This is a genomic window from Rhodoglobus aureus (assembly GCF_039527955.1).
Classification (GTDB): Bacteria; Actinomycetota; Actinomycetes; order Actinomycetales; family Microbacteriaceae; genus Rhodoglobus; species Rhodoglobus aureus.
Genome location: NZ_BAAAKW010000070.1, coordinates 1 through 20,217, shown reverse-complemented (window position 1 = coordinate 20,217; position 20,217 = coordinate 1). Strand labels below are relative to the sequence as shown.

21 protein-coding genes and 2 riboswitches are annotated in these 20,217 nt (G+C 60.7%); of the genes, 8 read left to right on the top strand and 13 right to left on the bottom strand.

Features of this window, described 5'->3' with window-relative positions; translation table 11 throughout:
• Window positions 1-73 precede the first annotated feature (73 nt).
• Complete coding sequence (locus ABD112_RS13970) at window positions 74-1,684, bottom strand: peptide ABC transporter substrate-binding protein (protein ID WP_343926783.1); 1,611 nt, start codon at window positions 1,682-1,684, stop codon at window positions 74-76.
• A 347-nt stretch (window positions 1,685-2,031) separates the two neighbouring features.
• Here ABD112_RS13970 and ABD112_RS13965 point away from each other — a divergent pair, with 347 nt between their 5' ends.
• From ABD112_RS13965 to ABD112_RS13950, 4 genes are all read left to right on the top strand, one after another.
• Window positions 2,032-2,334, top strand: a complete 303-nt coding sequence (locus ABD112_RS13965) for a thiol-disulfide oxidoreductase DCC family protein (RefSeq protein ID WP_425563846.1) — start codon at window positions 2,032-2,034, stop codon at window positions 2,332-2,334.
• Complete coding sequence (locus ABD112_RS13960) at window positions 2,331-3,122, top strand: CPBP family intramembrane glutamic endopeptidase (protein WP_343926781.1); 792 nt, start codon at window positions 2,331-2,333, stop codon at window positions 3,120-3,122. Before ABD112_RS13965 ends, ABD112_RS13960 begins: the two co-directional genes overlap by 4 nt.
• Before the next feature lie 78 nt (window positions 3,123-3,200).
• Complete coding sequence (locus tag ABD112_RS13955) at window positions 3,201-3,677, top strand: GyrI-like domain-containing protein (RefSeq protein ID WP_343926780.1); 477 nt, start codon at window positions 3,201-3,203, stop codon at window positions 3,675-3,677.
• An 87-nt stretch (window positions 3,678-3,764) separates the two neighbouring features.
• Window positions 3,765-4,187: a VOC family protein gene (locus ABD112_RS13950; RefSeq protein WP_343926779.1), complete on the top strand. Its 423-nt coding sequence runs from the start codon at window positions 3,765-3,767 to the stop codon at window positions 4,185-4,187.
• Between the two features lie 45 nt (window positions 4,188-4,232).
• Here ABD112_RS13950 and ABD112_RS13945 read toward each other — a convergent pair whose 3' ends face one another.
• The 6 genes from ABD112_RS13945 to ABD112_RS13920 all read right to left on the bottom strand — a co-directional run bounded on the left by ABD112_RS13945 (window position 4,233) and on the right by ABD112_RS13920 (window position 11,278).
• On the bottom strand, window positions 4,233-4,769 hold the full coding sequence (locus ABD112_RS13945) for a vWA domain-containing protein (RefSeq protein ID WP_343926778.1): 537 nt from the start codon (window positions 4,767-4,769) through the stop codon (window positions 4,233-4,235).
• Window positions 4,770-4,871: 102 nt separating this feature from the next.
• Entirely contained in the window at window positions 4,872-5,738 is an 867-nt protein-coding gene (locus ABD112_RS13940) for a substrate-binding domain-containing protein (RefSeq protein WP_343926777.1), read from the bottom strand.
• Between the two features lie 314 nt (window positions 5,739-6,052).
• Entirely contained in the window at window positions 6,053-8,977 is a 2,925-nt protein-coding gene (gene gcvP, locus ABD112_RS13935) for an aminomethyl-transferring glycine dehydrogenase (protein WP_343926776.1), read from the bottom strand.
• On the bottom strand, window positions 8,977-9,348 hold the full coding sequence (gene gcvH / locus ABD112_RS13930) for a glycine cleavage system protein GcvH (RefSeq protein WP_343926775.1): 372 nt from the start codon (window positions 9,346-9,348) through the stop codon (window positions 8,977-8,979). The genes gcvP and gcvH overlap by 1 nt, the downstream gene beginning before the upstream one ends.
• Before the next feature lie 2 nt (window positions 9,349-9,350).
• Window positions 9,351-10,508, bottom strand: a complete 1,158-nt coding sequence (gene gcvT, locus ABD112_RS13925) for a glycine cleavage system aminomethyltransferase GcvT (RefSeq protein WP_343926774.1) — start codon at window positions 10,506-10,508, stop codon at window positions 9,351-9,353.
• Between the two features lie 34 nt (window positions 10,509-10,542).
• Window positions 10,543-10,645: riboswitch (glycine riboswitch) on the bottom strand.
• 1 nt (window position 10,646) lies between these two features.
• Window positions 10,647-10,770: riboswitch (glycine riboswitch) on the bottom strand.
• Between the two features lie 76 nt (window positions 10,771-10,846).
• The gene (locus ABD112_RS13920; protein WP_343926773.1) at window positions 10,847-11,278 is read right to left on the bottom strand and encodes an Lrp/AsnC family transcriptional regulator; all 432 of its coding nucleotides are present in this window, start codon (window positions 11,276-11,278) and stop codon (window positions 10,847-10,849) included.
• A gap of 131 nt (window positions 11,279-11,409) precedes the next feature.
• On the opposite strand from ABD112_RS13920, the gene ABD112_RS13915 reads away from it, so the two are divergent.
• Window positions 11,410-12,441, top strand: coding sequence for an ornithine cyclodeaminase (locus ABD112_RS13915; protein WP_343926818.1), 1,032 nt, complete (start codon window positions 11,410-11,412; stop codon window positions 12,439-12,441).
• 7 nt (window positions 12,442-12,448) lie between these two features.
• On the top strand, window positions 12,449-13,441 hold the full coding sequence (gene ctlX, locus ABD112_RS13910; protein WP_343926772.1) for a citrulline utilization hydrolase CtlX: 993 nt from the start codon (window positions 12,449-12,451) through the stop codon (window positions 13,439-13,441).
• Window positions 13,442-13,515: 74 nt separating this feature from the next.
• On the opposite strand, the gene lipA is transcribed toward ctlX, so the two are convergent.
• Together lipA and lipB are read right to left on the bottom strand one after the other, a co-directional pair.
• A complete protein-coding gene (lipA, locus tag ABD112_RS13905; RefSeq protein ID WP_343926771.1) occupies window positions 13,516-14,505 on the bottom strand; it encodes a lipoyl synthase in 990 nt (329 codons plus the stop codon).
• Window positions 14,502-15,140 carry a lipoyl(octanoyl) transferase LipB gene (lipB, locus tag ABD112_RS13900; RefSeq protein ID WP_343926770.1) on the bottom strand — a complete coding sequence of 213 codons (639 nt, stop codon included), beginning with the start codon at window positions 15,138-15,140 and terminating at the stop codon, window positions 14,502-14,504. Before lipB ends, lipA begins: the two co-directional genes overlap by 4 nt.
• Before the next feature lie 126 nt (window positions 15,141-15,266).
• Here lipB and ABD112_RS13895 point away from each other — a divergent pair, with 126 nt between their 5' ends.
• Window positions 15,267-16,211, top strand: a complete 945-nt coding sequence (locus ABD112_RS13895; RefSeq protein ID WP_343926769.1) for a prenyltransferase/squalene oxidase repeat-containing protein — start codon at window positions 15,267-15,269, stop codon at window positions 16,209-16,211.
• A 119-nt stretch (window positions 16,212-16,330) separates the two neighbouring features.
• Window positions 16,331-17,704, top strand: a complete 1,374-nt coding sequence (locus ABD112_RS13890; RefSeq protein WP_343926768.1) for an MFS transporter — start codon at window positions 16,331-16,333, stop codon at window positions 17,702-17,704.
• Here the strand turns inward: ABD112_RS13890 and ABD112_RS13885 are convergent.
• The 4 genes from ABD112_RS13885 to ABD112_RS13870 all read right to left on the bottom strand — a co-directional run bounded on the left by ABD112_RS13885 (window position 17,701) and on the right by ABD112_RS13870 (window position 20,096).
• A complete protein-coding gene (locus tag ABD112_RS13885; protein ID WP_343926767.1) occupies window positions 17,701-18,060 on the bottom strand; it encodes a zinc ribbon domain-containing protein YjdM in 360 nt (119 codons plus the stop codon). The genes ABD112_RS13890 and ABD112_RS13885 overlap by 4 nt on opposite strands.
• A 44-nt stretch (window positions 18,061-18,104) precedes the next feature.
• On the bottom strand, window positions 18,105-19,085 hold the full coding sequence (locus ABD112_RS13880; RefSeq protein WP_343926766.1) for a Ppx/GppA phosphatase family protein: 981 nt from the start codon (window positions 19,083-19,085) through the stop codon (window positions 18,105-18,107).
• Between the two features lie 13 nt (window positions 19,086-19,098).
• Complete coding sequence (locus tag ABD112_RS13875) at window positions 19,099-19,491, bottom strand: DUF2510 domain-containing protein (RefSeq protein ID WP_343926765.1); 393 nt, start codon at window positions 19,489-19,491, stop codon at window positions 19,099-19,101.
• A 119-nt stretch (window positions 19,492-19,610) separates the two neighbouring features.
• A complete protein-coding gene (locus tag ABD112_RS13870) occupies window positions 19,611-20,096 on the bottom strand; it encodes a hypothetical protein (RefSeq protein ID WP_343926764.1) in 486 nt (161 codons plus the stop codon).
• Window positions 20,097-20,217: the final 121 nt, after the last annotated feature.

The following is a 20,217-nucleotide window of genomic DNA, read 5'->3' as shown; positions in this document are numbered from 1 at the left end:
GCAATGCCCGGGGCTACCTGCGGCCCCGGACATCACACGTTGAGAGTGGAAACTGGGTAAAACTAGGAGCTAATTAGCCCTTGGTTACCTCGTGGTACAGCGGGACGGAGTCCCAACCGAATACAACATTTTCTACGCTGTCGGACCAGACACCGACAACGTTCGAGTACCACAGCGGGATCGAAGGCAGGTCGGCCAGAAGAATTTCCTGAGCTTCCTGGTACTTCGCGGTTGCTTCTTCTACCGACGACGCGCTTGCGCCCTCTGCGAGGACCTTCTCGAACCGGGGGCTCGAGTAGCCTTCCTTGTTCGAGCCAGCACCATCAACGTAGAGCGGGCCGAGGAAGTTGTACAGCGACGGGTAGTCAGCCTGCCATCCGGCACGAGTCGCACCGGTCAGCAGCTTGGCATCACGGTCGTTGAGTGCATCCGCGAACGTGGGGTATGCCTTACCAACAGCCTCAATGCCCAGCGTGTTGCTGATGCTGTTTGCAACAGCGTCAACCCATGCCTGGTGTCCACCATCTGCGTTGTAGGCGACGTCGAATACGGTGTCACCGTACGGCGAGATAGCGTCAGCTTCAGCCCACAGGCTTGCGGCTTCTTCGGGGTTGAACTCAAGAACTTCAGCACCGGCAAGGCTGTCGGAGTGACCAGCGATTACGGGTGATGTGAAGTCGGTTGCCGGAGTGCGGGTGCCCTGGAAGATGACATTCGTGATTTCCTGACGGTCAATTGCCATCGAGATTGCTGCACGACGCAGCTCTCCCTCTTCCCCGGACCAGTGGTCAAGGTAGTAAGGCATGTTGAATGCTTGGAAGATCGCAGCAGGCTGGTTAACCCAACGATCCGGGAAGTCCGACTTGTAGGTCTGGAATGCGGAGTCTGGGACAGCATCGAGGATATCGAGGTTGCCACCGAGAGCGTCAGCATAGGCCGCGTCTTGGCTGGTGTAGAAGATAATCGAGACACCACCGTTTAAGGGCGCACGAACACCATCGTAGTCGGGGTTCGTGACGAGGTCAATCTGAACGTCATGCTGCCAGGCGCCTTCGCCGTCGAGCATGTACGGACCATTACCGATCGGGTTCTCACCGAAAGCGTCAAGGTCTTCCCAAGCAGCCTCAGGCAACGGCATGAATGCCGAGTAGCCGAGACGCAGCGGGAAGTCAGCCTCAGGGTTGATCAGGTTCACGGTGAACTCGGTGTCGCTAACGACCTCAAGCCCGGTTAGCTCGGAGTCTTCGTCGTAGCTGAAGCCCTCAATGTTGTCGAAGAAGTACGAAGAGCTCTGCGCATTGCTAAGCAAGGCACCGTACTGCCACGCCTTGACGAAGGACTCAGAGGTGACGGGCTCACCATTGGTGAATTCCCAACCTTCGTTGAGCGTTACCGTCCATTTTTGTCCATCTTTGGACTCAATTGACTTGGCAACTTCGTTCTCTACATCGCCATCAGCGGTGTAAGAAACTAGACCAGCAAAGATCGAGGTGATTACCTTACCGCCACCAGTTTCGGTGGTGTTTGTCGGAATGAGCGACTGCTGTGGCTCACTACCGTTTGTGGTGATGATCGCGGCGGTGTCGCCCTCTGCGGGCGCCTCACTCGCCGAGCAACCCGCAAGAACGAGTGCCGAGGCCGACAACAGCGCGACGGCGCTGAAGCCTATGCGTGATCTTTTCAAAGTTTCCTCCTGTGCAGAATTTTGCAAACGGCACGGAAATTTTGGCGCCGCACCGCGCTTGATAGTTCACACCCTAAACGGGGGGATGCCCCATTCAAAACTGTAAAGCCAAACGTTACACACCAGTAACGCTCGTGAAGATTATGTGCAGAGGTTGCAGATAATTCGCGCACAAATCACGGCAGACAGAGGAATTCTGCGCAAAGTCCCAGCGAGGAGCGCACAGCATCATGAGTTAACATCGAGCTATGGAAGCCACAGGCTCTGCTCACGAGCTATCAACTAGGGTGCTTATTTTCGATGGAGACTGCGCATTTTGCACTCTGTGGGTCGATCGACTGCAAGCGATGCTTCCCGAATTTCCGGCCAGCACACCGTGGCAATGGATCGATCTCGATGACTACGCGCTCACTCGCGACGATGTCGAGAAAGCAGCCTGGTTCGTGACTCCTACTCGACAATTTGCAGGCCACCTTGCCCTCTCGGCAATCCTGCGAAGCCAACCAACCATCGGATGGCGCTTCCTCGGTCACCTCATCGCCGCCGAGCCATTCAGTTCCCTCAGCGCGCTCGCCTATCGCTTTGTTGCGCGCTACCGCCACCGCCTCCCGGGCGGCACCCCCGCCTGCGCAACGCGCAGCCCCGAGTGACCTCGTCACCCTTTCTGCCACAGTCGCGGGGCAGACTGTGGGCAGAAATCTCGATCGTTCTTGCGTTGTCGCTTGGGGCATCCGCAATTTATTCAGTCGTGTCGATCACGAATCGACTGACCCGCGTTGAACCGCTGTCTCAGCAGACAGCGACACTCAATTCCTCGCTGAGTGCGCGGCCCACTTTCGACCTGATTTACCAAATTTTGGGGATAACTTTCGACCTCGCCCCGGTGGCACTCGTAGCGTTTCTGCTGTGGAGCGCAACGAGGCCCGGACTTGCTCGCCTCGGCATCGACTTCACACGCCCCGCCCGCGACGGGCTGAGCGGTATCGCGCTGGCCCTAGCTATCGGAATCCCCGGCATCGCTGTGTACCTCGTCGGACGCAGTCTCGGCCTGACGGTAAACGTGGTTCCTGCAGCGCTCGACCAATACTGGTGGACCGTTCCGGTGCTGCTGCTCTCCGCACTTCGGGCCGGCATCACCGAAGAAGTAATCGTGATCGGCTACCTGTATGCGCGACTCGGTGATCTGGGCTGGGGTCGCTGGCAGATTATCGTTTCGACATCTCTACTCCGGGGCACGTACCACCTCTACCAGGGCATCGGAGCCTTCATCGGCAACGTGGCGATGGGCCTGCTTTTCGGCTGGCTCTACACGCGCTATCGCCGGGTGCTCCCCCTCGTGATCGCGCACACGCTGATCGATGCGGCGATCTTTGTCGGATACGGATGGGCGGCAGTAGCCTTCCCCGATCTCTTTGGCTCGGGCGACTCAGGGAGCTAAACCCGCTTGGGTCCGTCACTACCGACCACCCTGAACAATGGGTACCGTTTGACACTCGTGAAGCGTAAAGTGTCTCGCATGTCGCCGGAAATCATTGTTGAGACCGTAGCCACGCGATTAGTTGCTGGGCTGGAATTCTCCACCACGATGGCCGCGCTGCCGGAAGACATGACCCGCGCGATCGGCAGCCTCGTTCAGAACGTAACCGAGGCACAGATGACTGTGATCGGTCCCCTGATCGCCGTCTACATGGAAGAGATGCACGCGGATCGCCCGTGGAAGTGCGAAGTGTGTGTTCCCGTTTCAGAAGCGTTTGGCGAGCATCCGACGCTCCGCTCACACGAGCTGCCGGGCGGCGTTGTCGCGACCGTGACCCACGTCGGCTCGTACGACGGGCTCAAAGCCACCTACAACTCTGTCTTCGGCTGGTTCACGCAGCACGGGCACACGCACGCAGGTCCACCTCGTGAGATCTACCTCAATAGTGCTGATGAAGTAGCAGAAGAACAGCTGCTCACAAGACTTGAGTTTCCCGTCGTGCTAGCCAGCAGCTAGCTCCGCGCTTCCCACTCGAGCCTCGCTCCCCCAAAGAAAGAAAGAAAGAAAGAAAGAAAGAAAGAAAGAAAGAAAGAAAGAAAGACGATGAAGTCCAACCCTTACCTCAGCTTCCGAAACAACGCTCGTGAAGCTCTTGCTTACTACCAGTCCGTCTTCGGTGGCACGACAGAGATTCATACGTTCGCTGACTTTCAGGCCAGCCAAGATCCAGAAGAGCAAGAGTGGGTAATGCACGGACAGCTGGAGTCGCCTGCCGGCATCACGCTCATGATGGCCGACACCCCAAAGAGTATGGAATACACACCGGGTGGATCGATGTCGATTTCCATAGGCGGCTTCCTCAGCGAAAAAGCCGCTCTGGAAGGCTACTGGGAGAAACTTTGCGATGGCGGTCACGTAGCCATGCCACTTGAGCGCCCCGACTGGGGCGGCGTCTTCGGGATGGTCGTCGACCGCTACTCCGTCACCTGGATGGTCAGCATCAGCGACGACAACGAAACTCGCTAGCGTGCGCGCCTCCCCGTTGCCAGTCCGTGGCTGGCAACGGGGTAGCTAGGAACAGTTCGGGCGGCAGGCCCGCTGTGTGAGGGCATCCACCAGCACCTTGCCTAGATCTTCCGGAACAGCGGCTGAGTATGCCGCACCACCCGTCGACTGAGCGATTGTCGTCATCGACGTGAGGTCGGTATCGGGACCAAAACCAATCAGGAGCACCGGAACGGGTTCCTTTGGATCCTCTATCGCCTTCAGGCTCTTTAAGAGCGTTTTCAGGCTGATGCCGTTGTCATCCTCATTGAAACCATCGGTGATGAGGAGAACGGAGTTGACCTTCGTGGGGTCGTAATCTTCCTTTACTCGTTTCACCGCGGCCAGGATCGTGTCGTACAGCCCGGTGTAGCCATAGAACCGCTCGGGCAATGACGCAACGACGCCATTGATCTGCTTCACGTGGGCAGGATCGGAGAGCGGGGCGATCGGAGACAAGTCTTCCCAGTCCTGGGTGCCGACCCGTTGCTGGCGGGTTCGAGCATCGAGCCGGATACGTCGATCACGACCAGAAGACGCGACCGAAGGGTGAGAACACTCCACGCGCGCAGAATCTCAATCTGAACTGCAGCATCGGCCGTGGGCTGCGCTGCCGTGGCGGTCGCGGGAACTCCAGACAGCCTCAGGTCACCGCCACCATCAGCATCACGGAAACCTTCGCCGGCTAACACGTCGACAGAGGAGCGAGCCGCAACGGCAAGCGCTGCCAGACGCTGCGGCTGCGGATTCCTGAGCGTCACCAAGAACCTCGACGAAGGGGTACGTGAGCTTCACAGTCCCGTCTGACGGATAAAGCGCGATCATTGGCGAGGCTGGCGACGACGCGTTGTATGCGGCGACCTCCCGCTCCGTGGTCACAACGACGGTGGGCACCTTGGCCGCAGTAACGATCTCGAATGCGGCGGCGGCTGACTGCGGAATCGTCTTGCCCATGGCGATCATCGCGCCCGCGAACTGTCGTGGATCCGTGTCAGATGACACCGACTTCAGTTGGGCAAGACCGGCGAGACTAGCTCCGGAGGATTCCGGGTCAGGCAACAGCGTGCTCGCCGTCCTGGTCAGCAATGCCATCCAGGACAGAGGCGTTTCGGTGAGATCGGACACCTGCGACGCTGTCGCGGCCTGGACTACCGGGGTGCTCGCTATATAGTCACCGAGCTCGAACTCTGGAGCTGCGAGCCCCAGCGAGGTGGCCATCGTCACGGAGCGATCGAGCCAGGCGCTCGAGTCTGGAACCCAGGCATCGAGGTCGCCCGCAACGCCGGAGGCAAAGAGCGCTGCGGCGTCTGCGGAGACTACCGAACGAATCTCGGTTGTCGTGCAATTGCCGTCGGCCTCATCGAATTGCGCCGCTACGGTCGTGAGCGCTGGGGCGATCGAAGGGTCTGCCGCAATAACGATGGGTCGCAGCTCGGCACATCCCCCCGCGATCGACCCGAAAGCGTTGGTTAGCCAACCGACAGTGCCGAACTGGATGCTGGTGACGGCCACGGCCGCCACGGAAACCAGCACGATGGGTACCATCCACCAGCGTCGCTTCAGCCGGTCCAGAAATGATTTTCGGTGGCGATGCCGTCGGGTAGTCACGAAGTCTCCAGTCGATGAAGTGGCGTTTCATGGTCGTCGGGTCGACCACATGCCACCCATCAGAGGGACACTACAACAGGAAGCGAGAAAATATCCAGCAAAACCGGAGGATTTCTTAACGAAGACCCGGCAGCAGAAGACGCCGCAGGTTGACTAGTGCGGCGCGTGCAGAATCGAACTGGATCGATTCCGCACGCGCCGTTGGTGCACTAGCGGACTAGCAGCGTGAACTCTGTTACTTACTCTGCGAACGCCTCAATCGGCGGGCACGAGCACACCAGATTGCGATCGCCGAACGCATTGTCAACGCGACGAACCGGCGGCCAGTACTTGCCAGAGACGAGCGAGCGCAACGGGTACACGGCCTGCTCACGCGAGTACGCGTGCTGCCAGTCACCCGAGATCACAGAATGCGCCGTGTGCGGAGCATTGATGAGCGGATTGTCGTCGGCGGGCCAAGTTCCGGCTGCTACAGCATCCGCTTCAGCCTTGATAGCGATCATCGCGTCGATGAAGCGATCAAGCTCGGCGAGGTCTTCGCTCTCGGTGGGTTCCACCATGAGCGTTCCCGATACCGGGAACGACATCGTTGGCGCGTGGAAGCCGTAGTCAATGAGGCGCTTAGCGAAATCGTTGTTGTCGATGCCCGTCGCCTCCTTGAGCGGACGCAGGTCGAGAATGCACTCGTGCGCCACGAGACCGTTGTCTCCCGCGTAGAGCACGGGGAAGTGCTCGCGCAGGCGAACCGCAATGTAGTTTGCGGAAAGTACAGCGGCACCGGTTGCAGCCTTGAGACCCTCGGCACCCATCATGCGAACGTAAGCCCACGTGATCGGCAGAATACTGGGGCTGCCATACGGCGCAGCACTGATCGCTCCCCCAGCGTGAACATACGGGCCGGCCTCACCGGTCCGCATGTCGAATGCCGGATGGTGCGTGCTCTGCGCCATTGGGTGGCCGGGCAAGAACTCTGCCAGGTGTGCCTTCGCGACGACTGGTCCGACGCCGGGCCCGCCGCCACCGTGAGGGATGCAGAACGTCTTGTGGAGGTTGAGGTGGCTGACGTCTCCGCCGAAGTCACCAAACCGCGCGTAACCGAGCAGGGCGTTGAGGTTGGCACCGTCAACGTAGACCTGTCCGCCGGCATCGTGCACAGCCTGCGTGATTTCACGCACTTCGTGCTCGTAGACACCGTGGGTAGAGGGGTAGGTGATCATGAGCGCCGCGATTTCACTCGCGTGCTCGGCGATCTTTGCGCGCAAGTCACCGAGATCCACATTTCCGAGGTCATCACAGGCGACAACAACGACGCGCATGCCGGCGAGCACCGCACTGGCGGCGTTCGTGCCGTGCGCGCTCGACGGGATAAGGCAGATCGTGCGATCGATATCGCCGTTCGCACGGTGGTAGCTACGAATCGCGAGCAGGCCCGCAAGCTCGCCCTGGCTGCCCGCATTGGGTTGCAGCGACGCTGTGTCGTAACCGGTAACTTCTGACAGCCATGACTCAAGGTGCGAGATCATCACCAGGTAGCCAGAAACATCCTCAGCGGGAGCGAAGGGGTGGATGCCCGCAAACTCCGGCCAGCTCACCGCTTCCATCTCGGTCGCAGCGTTGAGCTTCATCGTGCACGAGCCCAGCGGGATCATGCCGCGGTCGAGCGCGTAATCTTTGTCTGCGAGGTACTTGAGGTACCGCATCATGCTCGTCTCCGAGCGGTGTGTGTTGAACACCGGGTGGGTGAGGTACTCGCTCGTGCGGTTGAGAGCCTCAGGAATGCTGGCGTCGTCGAGCACCGTGGTGACACCGTCATCCAGTCCGAACGCCTGCGCGAGGTCGTTCTTTTGCGACGCGAAGATGCCTTCATAAGGCTGGGTCGAGACCTCGTCGAAGCTGAGGCGCACCGTGTCGGCATCCACGACATAGAGCAGGATGTCGAGCTCGAGCGCCTTAGCGGCGATCGCATCGGCCTGGCCTGTCTTCGTCACCGAGAGGGTATCGAAGAAGGTGTCGTTCTCGATTGTGTAGCCGGCGGCGCGTAAGCGTGCCGCAAACTTAGCGGTGTCATGGTGGATGCGCTGAGCGATCCGCTTGAGCCCCTGAGGTCCGTGGTAAACGGCATACATGGATGCCATAACCGCAAGCAACACCTGGGCGGTACAGATGTTGGAGGTGGCCTTCTCGCGGCGAATGTGCTGCTCGCGAGCTTGCAAGGAGAGACGGTAGGCGGGGTCGCCGGCGGAATCCTGAGATACGCCAACGAGACGACCGGGCAGCTGACGTTCGAGGCCAGAACGCACCGACATGTAGCCGGCGTGCGGTCCGCCGAAGCCCATCGGCACACCAAAGCGCTGGGTGGTTCCGACAGCAACGTCGGCGCCGAGTTCGCCCGGAGACTTGAGAATCGTGAGAGCGAGTAGATCGGCCGCGACAACCGCGAGCCCACCGTGAGCCTTGACCGCAGCGATTACCTCGCTGGAATCCCAGACTCGACCCGTAGCACCCGGGTACTGGATGAGCGCGCCAAAGCATGAGGGCAGTACGGGGTTCGCCGCCAGGGTCGCCAGGTCAAGCTCAACTAGCTCAATCCCGACCGCCTCCGCGCGATTCGCGAGCAGAGCCTTGGTTTGCGGAAGAGTATCTGCGTCGACGATGAACACGTTTGACTCCACGCGGGTTGCGCGACGAGCCAACAGCATTCCCTCAACCGCAGAGGTTCCCTCGTCGAGCATCGACGCGTTTGTGGTGGTCATTCCGGCGAGGTCAGCAACCATCGTCTGGAAGTTGATGAGCGCTTCTAGGCGACCCTGCGAGATCTCAGGCTGGTACGGCGTGTAGGCGGTGTACCAGCTCGGGTTCTCGAACACGTTGCGCTTGATGACGGCTGGCGTGATGGTGTCGTAGTAGCCGAGACCAATCATGCTGCGGCGAACCTTGTTCGCACCCGCGAGGGCACGGAGTTCAGCGAGCGCCTCGCGCTCGGAGGCAGGAGCCGGGATCGTGGAATTCACGACGGGAGTCTGGTGAATCGCGGGCGGAACTGCGGCATCCACGAGCGCTTCGAGGCTGTCGTAACCCACGGCGGCAAGCATGCTCGCCTGTGCGGCAGCATCCGTGCCGATGTGACGGTCGGCAAAAGTGCCGCTGATAAAAGGATTGGGCATTAGTCGCCTGTCAGTGCGGTGTACTCGTCGAGGCTGAGCATCGACGGGAGTTCGGAAAATTCGATCTTCACAAGCCAGCCCTCGCCAAAGGGATCGCTGTTGACGAGTTCGGGACTGCCTGAGACTGCATCGTTAGCTTCAACGATGGTGCCCGCGACGGGAGCAAAGATTTCTCCGACAGATTTGGTTGACTCGATCTCGCCAACAATCTTGCCGAGAGCAACCGTGTCGCCAACTTTGGGCAGATCGACGAAAACGATGTCGCCCAGCTTGCCCGCTGCGTAGTCGGTGATTCCGACAGTCGCGACGTTTCCGTCAACGAGCACCCACTCGTGCTCGGCGGTGTACTGCAATTCGCTCTTCTCAGCCATGATCAGGCCTCTCTCTTATAGAAGGGTAGGGAAACAACGGATGCAGCGATGCGACTGCCCCGCACATCAATATGAAGCTCGGTGCCAACTTCGCTCACGTCGGGGTCGACGTAAGCCATGGCAATCGGGTGGCCAAGGGTTGGCGACAGTGCTCCAGAGGTGATGACTCCCACCTCGGTGTCGCCGTTGAAGATGAGGTAGTCAGCGCGACCGGCACGACGCCCCTCGGCCGCAAGGCCTACGAGAACTCGGGCACCGGCATCCGGCCCCGCTTGGATCGCAGCGCGACCCACGAAGTCGCCCTCCTTGCTGAGGGCAACAACACGACCAAGACCGGCCTGCACCGGGAAAGTGTTCAGGTTCAGCTCGTGACCGTAGAGCGGCATGCCCGCTTCAAGGCGCAAGGTGTCGCGGCAGGCGAGACCGGCGGGCACGAGACCGAGAGGTTCTCCGGCAACCGTGAGCGCTGCCCACAGGTCGGCTGCGGCATCCACGTGAAGGTAAAGTTCGAAACCGTCTTCACCGGTGTAGCCGGTGCGACCAATGATGAGGTCGTGGCCGTTGAAAGTGGCGGCGGTTTCGCGGTAGTACTTGAGCTCATCGAGTGGGGTTGCACAGCTGGCGAGGCCTGCGGTCGCTTCGAGGATGGCCCGAGAAACCGGCCCCTGCACGGCGATGAGCGCGTAGTCATCGCTTTCGTCGGTCACAGCGACATCGAAGTCGGCAGCGCGTTCGGCGAGCGCCGTTGCAGCAGCGAAACGATTACCCGCGTTGGCAACCACCAAGAAGTGCTCATCAGCCAGTCGGTAGGTGACGAGATCGTCGATGATGCCGCCAGCCTCGTTGAGCAGCAGGCTGTACTTGGCCTGCGCGAGCGCAATGCCCGAAAGCTTGCCCGCAAGCGCATAATCAAGGAAGGCGCCGACATCGGTGCCCCGCACATGAATTTCTGCCATATGAGAGATGTCAAAAATACCCGCCGCAGCGCGCACAGCATGGTGCTCGGCGAGGTCAGAGCTATACCGCACCGGCATCATCCAGCCAGCAAAGTCGGTGAACGCAGCACCCAACTGTTCGTGGATGCTGTGCAGCGGTGAATACCTCACCGCAGCAGGTGACGATTCAGCGGGTGAACCTGAGGTAGTAGGTACATCGGTCACGGAGTTCTCCTGGCGAGTGGCTAGTGAATAGAACTCCCCCTCTGTGATGAGCCTGAGAGCTTCACGCACCTTCAAACTAGTGCGCTTTCACCGTCGGCGGAACCTCAGGGTGATGCGAGGTTCTCTTTCCAGAGTGGCCAGTGCGATGCGGTACGTGAACCTGAGAGATTGGCGGGGAGGCTTGCTCCTTCGGTGCCGTGCGGGCGTTAGGTCAACGTGTGTTGAATAAACGCCGTGTGCCCGGCTCTCCCGCATCGTGTTGCGGCCCGATGTTCAGTTGTTAGCGCAGCATAGCAATGCTGGGTGGATGCTCGTGCCTGTGCCAGCGAAGAAAAGGCTCAAAGCAGCGCCGAACTCAGCAGCAGGCTCGTCTCACTGTTCACAACGCCCTCGACATTGCGCATGCGGGCCAGCACGCGGTCAAAGTTGCTAAGACTGTCGGTGCGGATGTCGGCCACGAGATCCCACGCCCCATTTGTGGTGTGAAGTTCGTGGATTTCGGGCAAGCCGCGCAGTTTGCTGATTACGGCATCCGTTGATCGCCCCTCTACTTCGATGAAGGCGATTGCCCGGATGAAGGATGGATCACGATCTTCGCGAATACGCACCGAAAACCCCAGCACTGTTCCGCCGCTCACGAGGCGGTCGATGCGGCTGGTGACGGTGGCCCGAGTGACTTCGAGGCGGCGCGCCAAGCTCGCAATTGACTCGCGCCCGTCGGCTCTGAGGGCTGCAAGCAGGCGGCGGTCGAGATCATCCAGTTGAGGCATGTACAAAGTGTATAAGAGCGCTCACAATTATGTGCAGTTGTTGTCAACTAATCGCGTCTAATGGTTGTTGTAGGTGCATAGTGCACATTCGTAACGTGGGGACTATCCATACCGCAACGAAGGGAGTGACCGTGGTCAACTACGTAGACGTCAAAAACATGGGGCGCTGGATCGCCGACACCGGAATCGAGCCCATCATCATGGGCATCGTGAGCTACCTTGAGCAGGATTACGCCAAGTGGCCGCAGTTCGACAAGTCCGCTCGCGTTGCGGCACATTCCGCCGAGGGTGTTATCGAACTCATGCCTACGAGCGATGGCGAAACCTTTGCCTTCAAGTACGTGAACGGCCACCCCTCGAACCCGGCCAACGGCTTTCAGACGGTCACCGCTCTCGGCATGCTCGCGCGCGTCGATAACGGCTACCCCACCTTCTTCTCTGAGATGACCCTGCTCACCGCGTTGCGCACCGCCGCAACATCGGTGCTCGCCGCTCGCGCTCTCGCCCGCCCCGATTCACGAGTGCTTGCCTTGATCGGTACCGGCACTCAGTCAGAGTTCCAGGCTCTCGGGTTCCGTGCCGGCTTCGGCATCACCCAACTGCGCGTGTGGGACACAGACCCCGCAGCCCTCGACAAGTTCATTCGCAACGTCGAACCGCTCGGCTTCGAGGTCGTTCGCGCGAGCTCAGCTGCAGAAGCTGCTGCTGGCGCCGACATCGTGACTACCTGCACCGCAGACAAGGCGAACGCAACAATCCTCACCGCCGACATGATCGAGCCCGGCATGCACCTCAACGCGATCGGTGGCGATTGCCCAGGTAAGACCGAGCTCGCCGCCGACATCGTGCGCGACGCGACGGTGTTTGTTGAGTTCCCCGAGCAGACCCGCATCGAGGGCGAGATTCAGCAGCTTGAGGCTGACTCCCCCATCACCGAACTGTGGGAAGTGCTTGCCGGACGGGCCGCCGGTCGCACAGCCGAAACCGAAGTAACCCTTTTCGACTCGGTCGGTTTCGCGATCGAAGACTTCTCAGCACTGCGCTACGTATTCGATGCTGTTCGCGGCACCGATTACGCAACAGACCTTGACCTCATTGCCAGCCCCGCCAACCCCAAGGACCTGTTCTCACTCGTTTCCCGCGCACCTGTGCTCACCGCGTAGGCCGTCAGTGAGCGTTCAGGCCCCCTCGGCCGCAATACTCATCCGCCCGCACCTGTTCACGCCAAACAGTCAGACCGCCAGCGATAACGCATTCCAGTCGACCGATCCCACCCGCACTCCGGATGAGATTGCTCGCGCTGCGTATGCAGAGTCGACACAGGTGGCGGAAACGTTGCGCGACGCTGGGGTCAACATCCACGTGTTTGAGGACACTGAGAGTACGCGCCCAGACAGCGTGTTCCCGAATAACTGGTTCTCAACTCACAGTGGCGGGCGTATTGCGGTGTACCCGATGTATGCGCCGAACCGTCGCAGTGAGCGTCGCACCGATGTGATCGAGATGCTCAAGCAAGATTTTCGCGTTCAAGACGTCGTTGACTATTCGGGGCTTGAGCACGACGGTATCTACCTTGAGGGCACCGGGGCGATGGTCATTGATCACACCAACCGGGTCGCGTACGCTGCGGAGTCACATCGGGCGAACCCGCTTGCCTTGGAACGTTTCTGTGCCTCGTTTGGCTATGAGCCAATGATGTTTGAGGCCAGGGACAGCCATGGTGTTCCGATCTACCACACCAACGTAATGATGTGCATTGCTACGGACTTTGCGATGATCGGCCTTGACCTGATTGCGTCTGGCGATCGTCGCATGGAGATTGCCGAGCGACTGACGGAGCCTGGTCGCACGTTGATCGATCTGACCGCAGATCAGATTTCCAATTTTGCTGGCAACGCTTTGGAACTGCGGGGATCGCAAGGGCGGGTTTTGGCGCTCTCGAGTCGCGCGTTGAAGAGCCTTACAGCCGCTCAGCGTTCGGTGATCGAGGCAAGCTGCCAGATTGTGCCGCTGGATATTCCTACGATCGAGTTGGCTGGCGGATCAGTGCGTTGCATGGTTGCGGGCATCCACCTTGATCGCCGATCACGTATGGCTGCGGATGTTGCTGCTGGCGTTCCGGCCGCCGGTACCGCCGAAGCGGCCCCGACTGCTGGCGTCTAGCTGTTGACTGCAGCTCGGGCGGCAACCGCCCGGCGACAACGCCTAGGGCATCACGTTGATGAGCTCGGCGGGCGTCACGAAACGGCTTGCGTAAAGCCGAGCGTTGCGTCCGCAAGAGGCCGAAGATGCTCCGGGATGTCGCGCCCCTTAGCCTGCATCGACTGCGCCCATAGTCGCCCGGCGCGGTAGGAAGACCGAACGAGCGGACCGGCGAGCACACCGAGGAATCCGATCTCCCCGGCCTCCGCTTTGATGTCGATGAATTCCTCAGGACGCACCCATCGGTCAACGGGCAGGTGACGGGGAGTCGGCCGCAAATACTGATTGACGGTCATGATGTCGGTGCCGGCGTCATGCAAGTCTTGCAGCGTCTGACTGATCTCGGCTCGATTCTCTCCCATACCCAGAATCAGGTTTGACTTGGTGATCATTCCGGCGCTGCGCGCCTGGGTCAGAACATCAAGCGACCGCTCATAGCGAAATGCTGGGCGGATGCGCTTGAAGATCCGCGGCACAGTTTCCACGTTATGCGCGAACACCTCGGGGCCCGCCGAAAACACCTCGTTGAGCAGATCCGGGTTGCCGGAGAAGTCGGTAGCGAGAATCTCTACGCCAGTGCCCGGAGCTTGGGCATGAATCTGACGGACGGTCTCGGCGTGCAGCCAGGCACCTTCATCAGGCAGATCGTCGCGGGCGACACCGGTAATCGTTGCGTAGCGGAGGTTCATCGCGACCACGGATTCGGCAACACGGCGCGGTTCGTCGGTGTCGTACGCCGCCGGTTTGCCCGTGTCAATCTGGCAGAAGTCGCAGCGCCGGGTGCACTGCGCACCACCAATCAGGAAGGTCGCCTCCCGATCTTCCCAGCACTCGAAGATGTTCGGGCACCCGGCTTCCTGGCAGACGGTGTGCAGGTTCTCGCTCTTCACTAGTTCCTGAAGCTGCCGGTATTCCGGCCCCATTCTGGCCGTGGTCTTGATCCATTCTGGTTTGCGCCCAATCGGAGTCTCGGCGTTACGGATCTCCAGGCGCAACATCTTGCGGCCCTGCGGTTCAGCGCTCATGCCTGCACCGACTCCCACATGTCGGCGAACCTCGCCTGAACTAACTGAACGACATCCTCCGGCCGTATCGTGCGGCCCAGTACCTTACTGATCGAGGTGATTCCGGCATCGCGGATGCCGCACGCGATGATGTGCTCATAGGCGTCGAACGTGTTGGAACAGTTCAGGGCAAAGCCGTGCATGGTTACTCCATCTGCTACGCGGATTCCGATGGCAGCAATCTTTTCGTCGCGGCCGGCGGTGGTCACCCAGACACCGGAGCGGTGCTCCACCTGATGCCCGGACACACCAAGTTCGGCGAGCACGCCGATTAGGAACTCTTCGAGCCGGCGCACGTAAGCGACCACGTCGATCGGGTCGGGCAATCGCACGATCGGGTAGCCGACCAACTGCCCGGGACCGTGCCAGGTGATCTTTCCGCCACGGTCGGTGTCAATGACGGGAGTACCGTCGTCCGGGCGTTCACCCGGCTCAGTACGTCTGCCGGCCGTGTAGACGGACGGATGCTCAAGGAGCACGAGGGTATCGGTGCGCTGACCCGAGACGACGGCGGCGTGCACGGCACGCTGCTGGTCTAGGGCCGTCAAATACGGCACGGAGTTGGCGCTTAGCCCCGCGACGACAAAGTCGACCACCACAGAATTCTATGTGTTCTGGAGCGAGATGTGAACTCTCTGAGTCAAAACCTTCAGTGAATCGTTCACCACTTTCTCGTAGCAACCGCCCTGTTAGAGAAACGCGCTGAGGAGTACTGTGGCGCCATGGACGTCCCGACTTGGCTCTTAGACTCCGACCCGGCAATTCGCTGGCAAGTTTTGCGAGACCTGACCGATGCTCCCGCCGAGACAGTCACTTCAGAGCGCGCACGGGTGGCAACAACCGGGTGGGGTTCCCGAGTGCTCGATCTTCAGGGCGCGGATGGCCAGTGGGAGGGCGGAGCTTACTTTCCCGAACACTACGACCAGCCTGGGCAACCATGGACCGCAACCGCATTCAGCCTGCAATTCTTGCGCGAGCTTGGTATCGATCCGTCTGAGTCGCTCGTGCGCAGCGCAGTGGAGCGTGTGCGAGAGAACAGCCACTGGGAGTACGACGGCTCGCGCTTTTTTGATGGTGAAGTTGAACCATGCATCAACGGTCTGACCGTCGGGATCGGCGCGTATTACGGCATGCGCGTAGCCGGGGTTGTCGAACGGCTGCTTGGCGAACAACTCGACGACGGTGGGTGGAATTGCGAGGCTGAGAATGGCTCGGTTCGCAGCTCGTTTCACACCACCATCGCTGTGCTCGATGGGCTGCGCGAATACGAAGTCGCCGTTAGTGGCAGTGAGGCGGTCGCTTTGGCCCGCCGGCGCGGCCACGAGTATCTGCTCGACCGCCACCTTATGCGTCGGCTTAATACCGGCGAGATCGTCAACGAGGAGTGGCTGCAATTCTCGTTTCCGCCGCGCTGGCACTACGACGTGCTGCGCGCACTCGACTACTTTCGGGCATCCGGAGCTAGGTATGACCCACGAATGGATGAGGCGCTCACCCTCGTCGAGGGCAAGCGCGGCGCTGATGGACGTTGGCTGCTCGAGAACACCCACACCGGCGGCGTGCACCTCGAAATGGAAGACGGTGATGGCAAGCCCAGCCGCTGGAACACGTTGCGCGCGATGAGAGTACTGCGGTGGTTCGGTCGGGACGCTGCCACCAGCCCGTAGCGCGGGATGCTAAGTTGTTGCACGTCCACACGGGAGCCTGATTGCAGGGGCTGAGAGGGAGCTGAGGCAGCTTCGACCGTCAAACCTACCGGGTAATGCCGGCAAAGGAAGTACGGTTTATGCGCTTCACCAGCTCTCTTCACTCTATTCCCGCTCAATCGTCGTCGCCGGCGCCGCTGGGCACACGCCGCGCTGTGCGAGGAGGGATCTTTGGCAACTATGTTGACCAGTTCGATATCTTCCTGCCCGTTATCGCCTTGGCGCCAGCATCCGCCCACCTTTTCGGGTCGGACAATCTAGTCGGTAACGCCGGGCTAATCTTTGTGGCGACGCTGCTCGGCCGCCCTGTGGGTGCTGCGATCTTCGGCCCGATATCTGACCGGATCGGCCGCACGGCAACAACCAAGGTCGCCCTCACTGGGGTTGCGCTAACGACGCTGCTGATAGCGCTCGTGCCCAACCACACGGTGCTCGGCAGCGGAACACTTATTGCGATTGTGCTGCTGCGATTTCTCGGCGGAATCTTCCTCGGCGGGGAATATACCTCGGCTATTCCGCTAGCGATGGAATGGTCGAAACCTGAACGACGCGGGCTCGTCAGCGGACTCATCATGTGGATGTCGCCGTGGGCAAATGCCTCGATAGCCGGCCTGGTATTTGTGCTGCAGAGCACCCTCGATGTGACCAGCTATAACGAATGGGGTTGGCGGACGCTGTTCGTGCTGGGCTCTCTACTCGCGTTCGGCATGCTTATCTACTACCGGGCTCGTGTTGAGGAGTCTCCGAAGTGGGAACGAACCCAGCGCCGCGCGAACCCGCTGAAAGAAATTCTCGTTGGCACCCACCGCCGGGCGCTCTGGCAGGTATTCATTCTTATGAGCGGCATGTGGTTGCTCACCAACATGGCCATTCCGGTACTGGCGGGGCAGCTGGGTGCCGGTGGCGCGCTGGGTGCCGGTGGCGCGCTGGGTGCCGGTGGGGAGTTGGATGCTCGAACCCTGTCGTTCGCGATGATGTGCGGCACCGCCGCCTCCGCCCTTACTATGGCGGCGTGCGGACACCTCTCGACCTTCACCGGTCGACGCCCATTCTTTATCGGGTTCGGGGTGATGACGGCCGTTCTGGGACCGATCGCTTTCTTGGCAATCTTCACAGCATCAAGCCTCCCGCAGCTGGTGCTGTTGATCGTAGCGTTACAGGTGGTGACGGTCTCGGCCTACGGCCCGGTCGGCGCCTATTTGGTCGAACGGTTCCCGACGGCTGTGCGCTCTAGCGGCTACGGCGTTGGGTACAGTCTGTCGATCGTCATTCCGGCCCTGTACCCGTATTACCTTCCGTCACTTCAGGGCGTGCTCGGCGAGCAGGGTGCGGTTGCTGCGCTGCTCGCGCTCGGCGGCGTGCTGATCGCGGTGGGTGCGTCGCTCGGGCCCGAAACCGCGCGGGTCAATCTGGGATCTGACGAGCTTTCTGACGCCGGTGAGAATCGCGCTTAGGCCTTCTTGACGACGCTCGACTTGAGCTGCATCTGGCCGAAACCGTCAACCTTGCAGTCGATGTCGTGATCGCCGACACCATCAACGAGGCGGATGTTGCGCACCTTCGTCCCGACCTTGATGGAGGAAGGGCTGCCCTTGACCTTGAGATCCTTGATGATGCTCACCGTGTCGCCATCGGCGAGCGGCGTGCCAAACGCGTCCTTGATGACCGCAGCGCCCAGCTCAGCCTCGGCTTCAGCATCCGCTTCGCTCGGCGACCATTCGTGCGCACACATGGGGCACACGAGAAGAGCGCCCATTTCGTAGGCGAGGTCGCTTGAACAGTTCGGGCAGAGCGGTAGAGCGTCAGACATGGATCGCTTTCGGTAGATGCGCGCGAACTGCGGCGGCACCCAATCTACTCCTCGGCGGCAGAGTCGTCTGGCGCGAGAGCCAGCGCGACGCCGTCGAGGATGTCGTGCTCACTTGTGGTGACCCACTCGAGCGGTCGGCCGGCGGCGGCTGTGGCATCCGCGATCCGTTGCAGAACGGTGGACCAGATGACGGCGCCAGCGGTGATGACATCGACGCGGCCAGGGTGCATATACGGCAGCGCTGCGCGTTCGGCGCGGGGCATGTGGCTGAGGGCTTCGCACGAGCGGAGCACGTCAGCCAGAGGTAGGCGGCTGCCGCTGATGACTGCAGGGTCGTAGGAGGTGAGGCCGAGCGCGTGGGCGGTGATCGTAGTGACAGTGCCCGCGACTCCCATCACTTCGGTGGCCTGCGAGAGGTCGACAGTGGCAGTGGCGACGTCGAGTGCTGCAGTGACGTCGCGGCGGATGGTGTCGAGTTCGGATTCGAGGGGTGGATCGCTATGAACGTTTCGTTCGGCCAGGCGCACGCAGCCGACATCCATTGAATAGGCAGAGTCCGGCGCGCTGCCGCCAAGCACCAACTCGGTGGATCCCCCGCCCAGGTCGATGACGAGGTGTTGGGGCGTGGGCTCGTCCGGGTCGGATGCTGCGAGCGCCGTGAGCGCGCCTCGGAACGACAGCGCGGCCTCTTCTGTTCCGGGGATGACCTCGGCGGGCACACCGAGGATGGACTGAACGGCGTCGGTGAACTCAGCCCGGTTGGCAGCATCCCGCGTCGCTGATGTTGCCACGAATCGGAGGCGCTCGACCTCGTGTTCGCGGCACAGGTCGGCGAACTTTTGGGTTGCCGCGAGGGTGCGTTCGAGCGCGGCCTCGGTGAAGCGACCTGTGCGGTCGACGCCCTCACCGAGACGAACGAGCTCAAGCGTGCGCACGACATCCGTCAGCCCGCCCTGCCCGTCAAGGTCGGCGATGAGCAGGCGGATCGAGTTCGTTCCGCAATCAAAAGCAGCAACACGGGTCATGGGGTGCTTGTGCCTAGTAGGAGAGTTTCTCGAAGACCATCGTTGCTTGAATTCGATCACCGCCACCGAGACCCTTGCTACCTGATGCGGCAGTGGTGATCGTATGCAGTCGGTAGCCCAATGCGGCCTGGGCATTCACCGCCCGTTCGAGTTCGGTGAGGTTGCCTGATCCGGTGCCCCAGAGTTTCTCCTTGAGGATGACCTGAAGAACGACGTAGCTGGCTCCTTGAGGAGCGGGCCGAGGCTGGGCTCCCGCGACCGCCTCAGCTTCGATCCTATTGATCACACCACCTAGGCCACCTTCTTCGGGCTGTGGCTCCTGAAAGTTGTCGGTCCACAACTGACCATCCCACCAGCGCTGCCTGCCCGATCCGTCGTCGTACCACCCTGCTTTAGCTTTCGCCACTGACTCCTCATTTCGTCTCGACTCCGCGACGCCGCCATTCTATGCCCAGCTCAGCCAGGCGTTCAGGCGTTCAGGCGTTCGGGCAGAGGGGCAGGCGTCAGGAATGGGGAGCTTTCGATTTAGTGATCGGCGACAGGATAAACATAAGGCGCGAAATTGACCACCCGGCCCCACCGCTTCCAGCCGGGCTGCGGAATGAAGAGTGAAAGGTAGCCGTAGGAGGTCAGCGATTTACTCTGGCCATCGTCGAAAGTGAAGGTCACGGTCGAGCGGCCGATTGCCCGCCGCTCGGACACACGCCCTGCAACCGTCGCCGCAATAACCTTCAGCGCAATTGCCGCATCCTCGCCTGAGTATGAGAGTTCGATCTGCGCCGAACGCCGTGCGCGAGAAACCGTGATGTTCAACTCCTGCTCTGCGAGAACGAAGATGGCGCACGAAAAAGGATTCGTCGGCGCAATGTCGAGCATCAGCGCCAGCAAGCCACCCTGTCGACGGCGTACAATCGTCGCGTTGCTGCCAACCAGACCTCGGGTGTACTGCTCGATCGTGTCAACGGTTCGGACTACCTCACGAAAATAAGGGCTGTCCTCTCCATCGCTCACTGTGAACCGTCAACGCTCCCGGGTTCTAAGCGGAAGTGCAACACCTTCTAAGTTGTGGTTATTGAGATCACTCCGAGAAGGGTTGCACTTCCTTGACCGCACAATACCGACATTTGATGAT

Bases quoted from the DNA above. Each gene is read 5' to 3' on its own strand.
- ABD112_RS13965 (WP_425563846.1), top strand. From the start codon at position 2,032: ATGCTTCCCGAATTTCCGGCCAGCACACCGTGGCAATGGATCGATCTC.
- ABD112_RS13955 (WP_343926780.1), top strand. From the start codon at position 3,201: ATGTCGCCGGAAATCATTGTTGAGACCGTAGCCACGCGATTAGTTGCT.
- ABD112_RS13950 (WP_343926779.1), top strand. From the start codon at position 3,765: ATGAAGTCCAACCCTTACCTCAGCTTCCGAAACAACGCTCGTGAAGCT.
- gcvP (WP_343926776.1), bottom strand. From the start codon at position 8,977: ATGCCCAATCCTTTTATCAGCGGCACTTTTGCCGACCGTCACATCGGC.
- gcvH (WP_343926775.1), bottom strand. From the start codon at position 9,348: ATGGCTGAGAAGAGCGAATTGCAGTACACCGCCGAGCACGAGTGGGTG.
- ABD112_RS13920 (WP_343926773.1), bottom strand. From the start codon at position 11,278: ATGCCTCAACTGGATGATCTCGACCGCCGCCTGCTTGCAGCCCTCAGA.
- lipA (WP_343926771.1), bottom strand. From the start codon at position 14,505: ATGAGCGCTGAACCGCAGGGCCGCAAGATGTTGCGCCTGGAGATCCGT.
- ABD112_RS13895 (WP_343926769.1), top strand. From the start codon at position 15,267: ATGGACGTCCCGACTTGGCTCTTAGACTCCGACCCGGCAATTCGCTGG.
- ABD112_RS13890 (WP_343926768.1), top strand. From the start codon at position 16,331: ATGCGCTTCACCAGCTCTCTTCACTCTATTCCCGCTCAATCGTCGTCG.
- ABD112_RS13885 (WP_343926767.1), bottom strand. From the start codon at position 18,060: ATGTCTGACGCTCTACCGCTCTGCCCGAACTGTTCAAGCGACCTCGCC.
- ABD112_RS13880 (WP_343926766.1), bottom strand. From the start codon at position 19,085: ATGACCCGTGTTGCTGCTTTTGATTGCGGAACGAACTCGATCCGCCTG.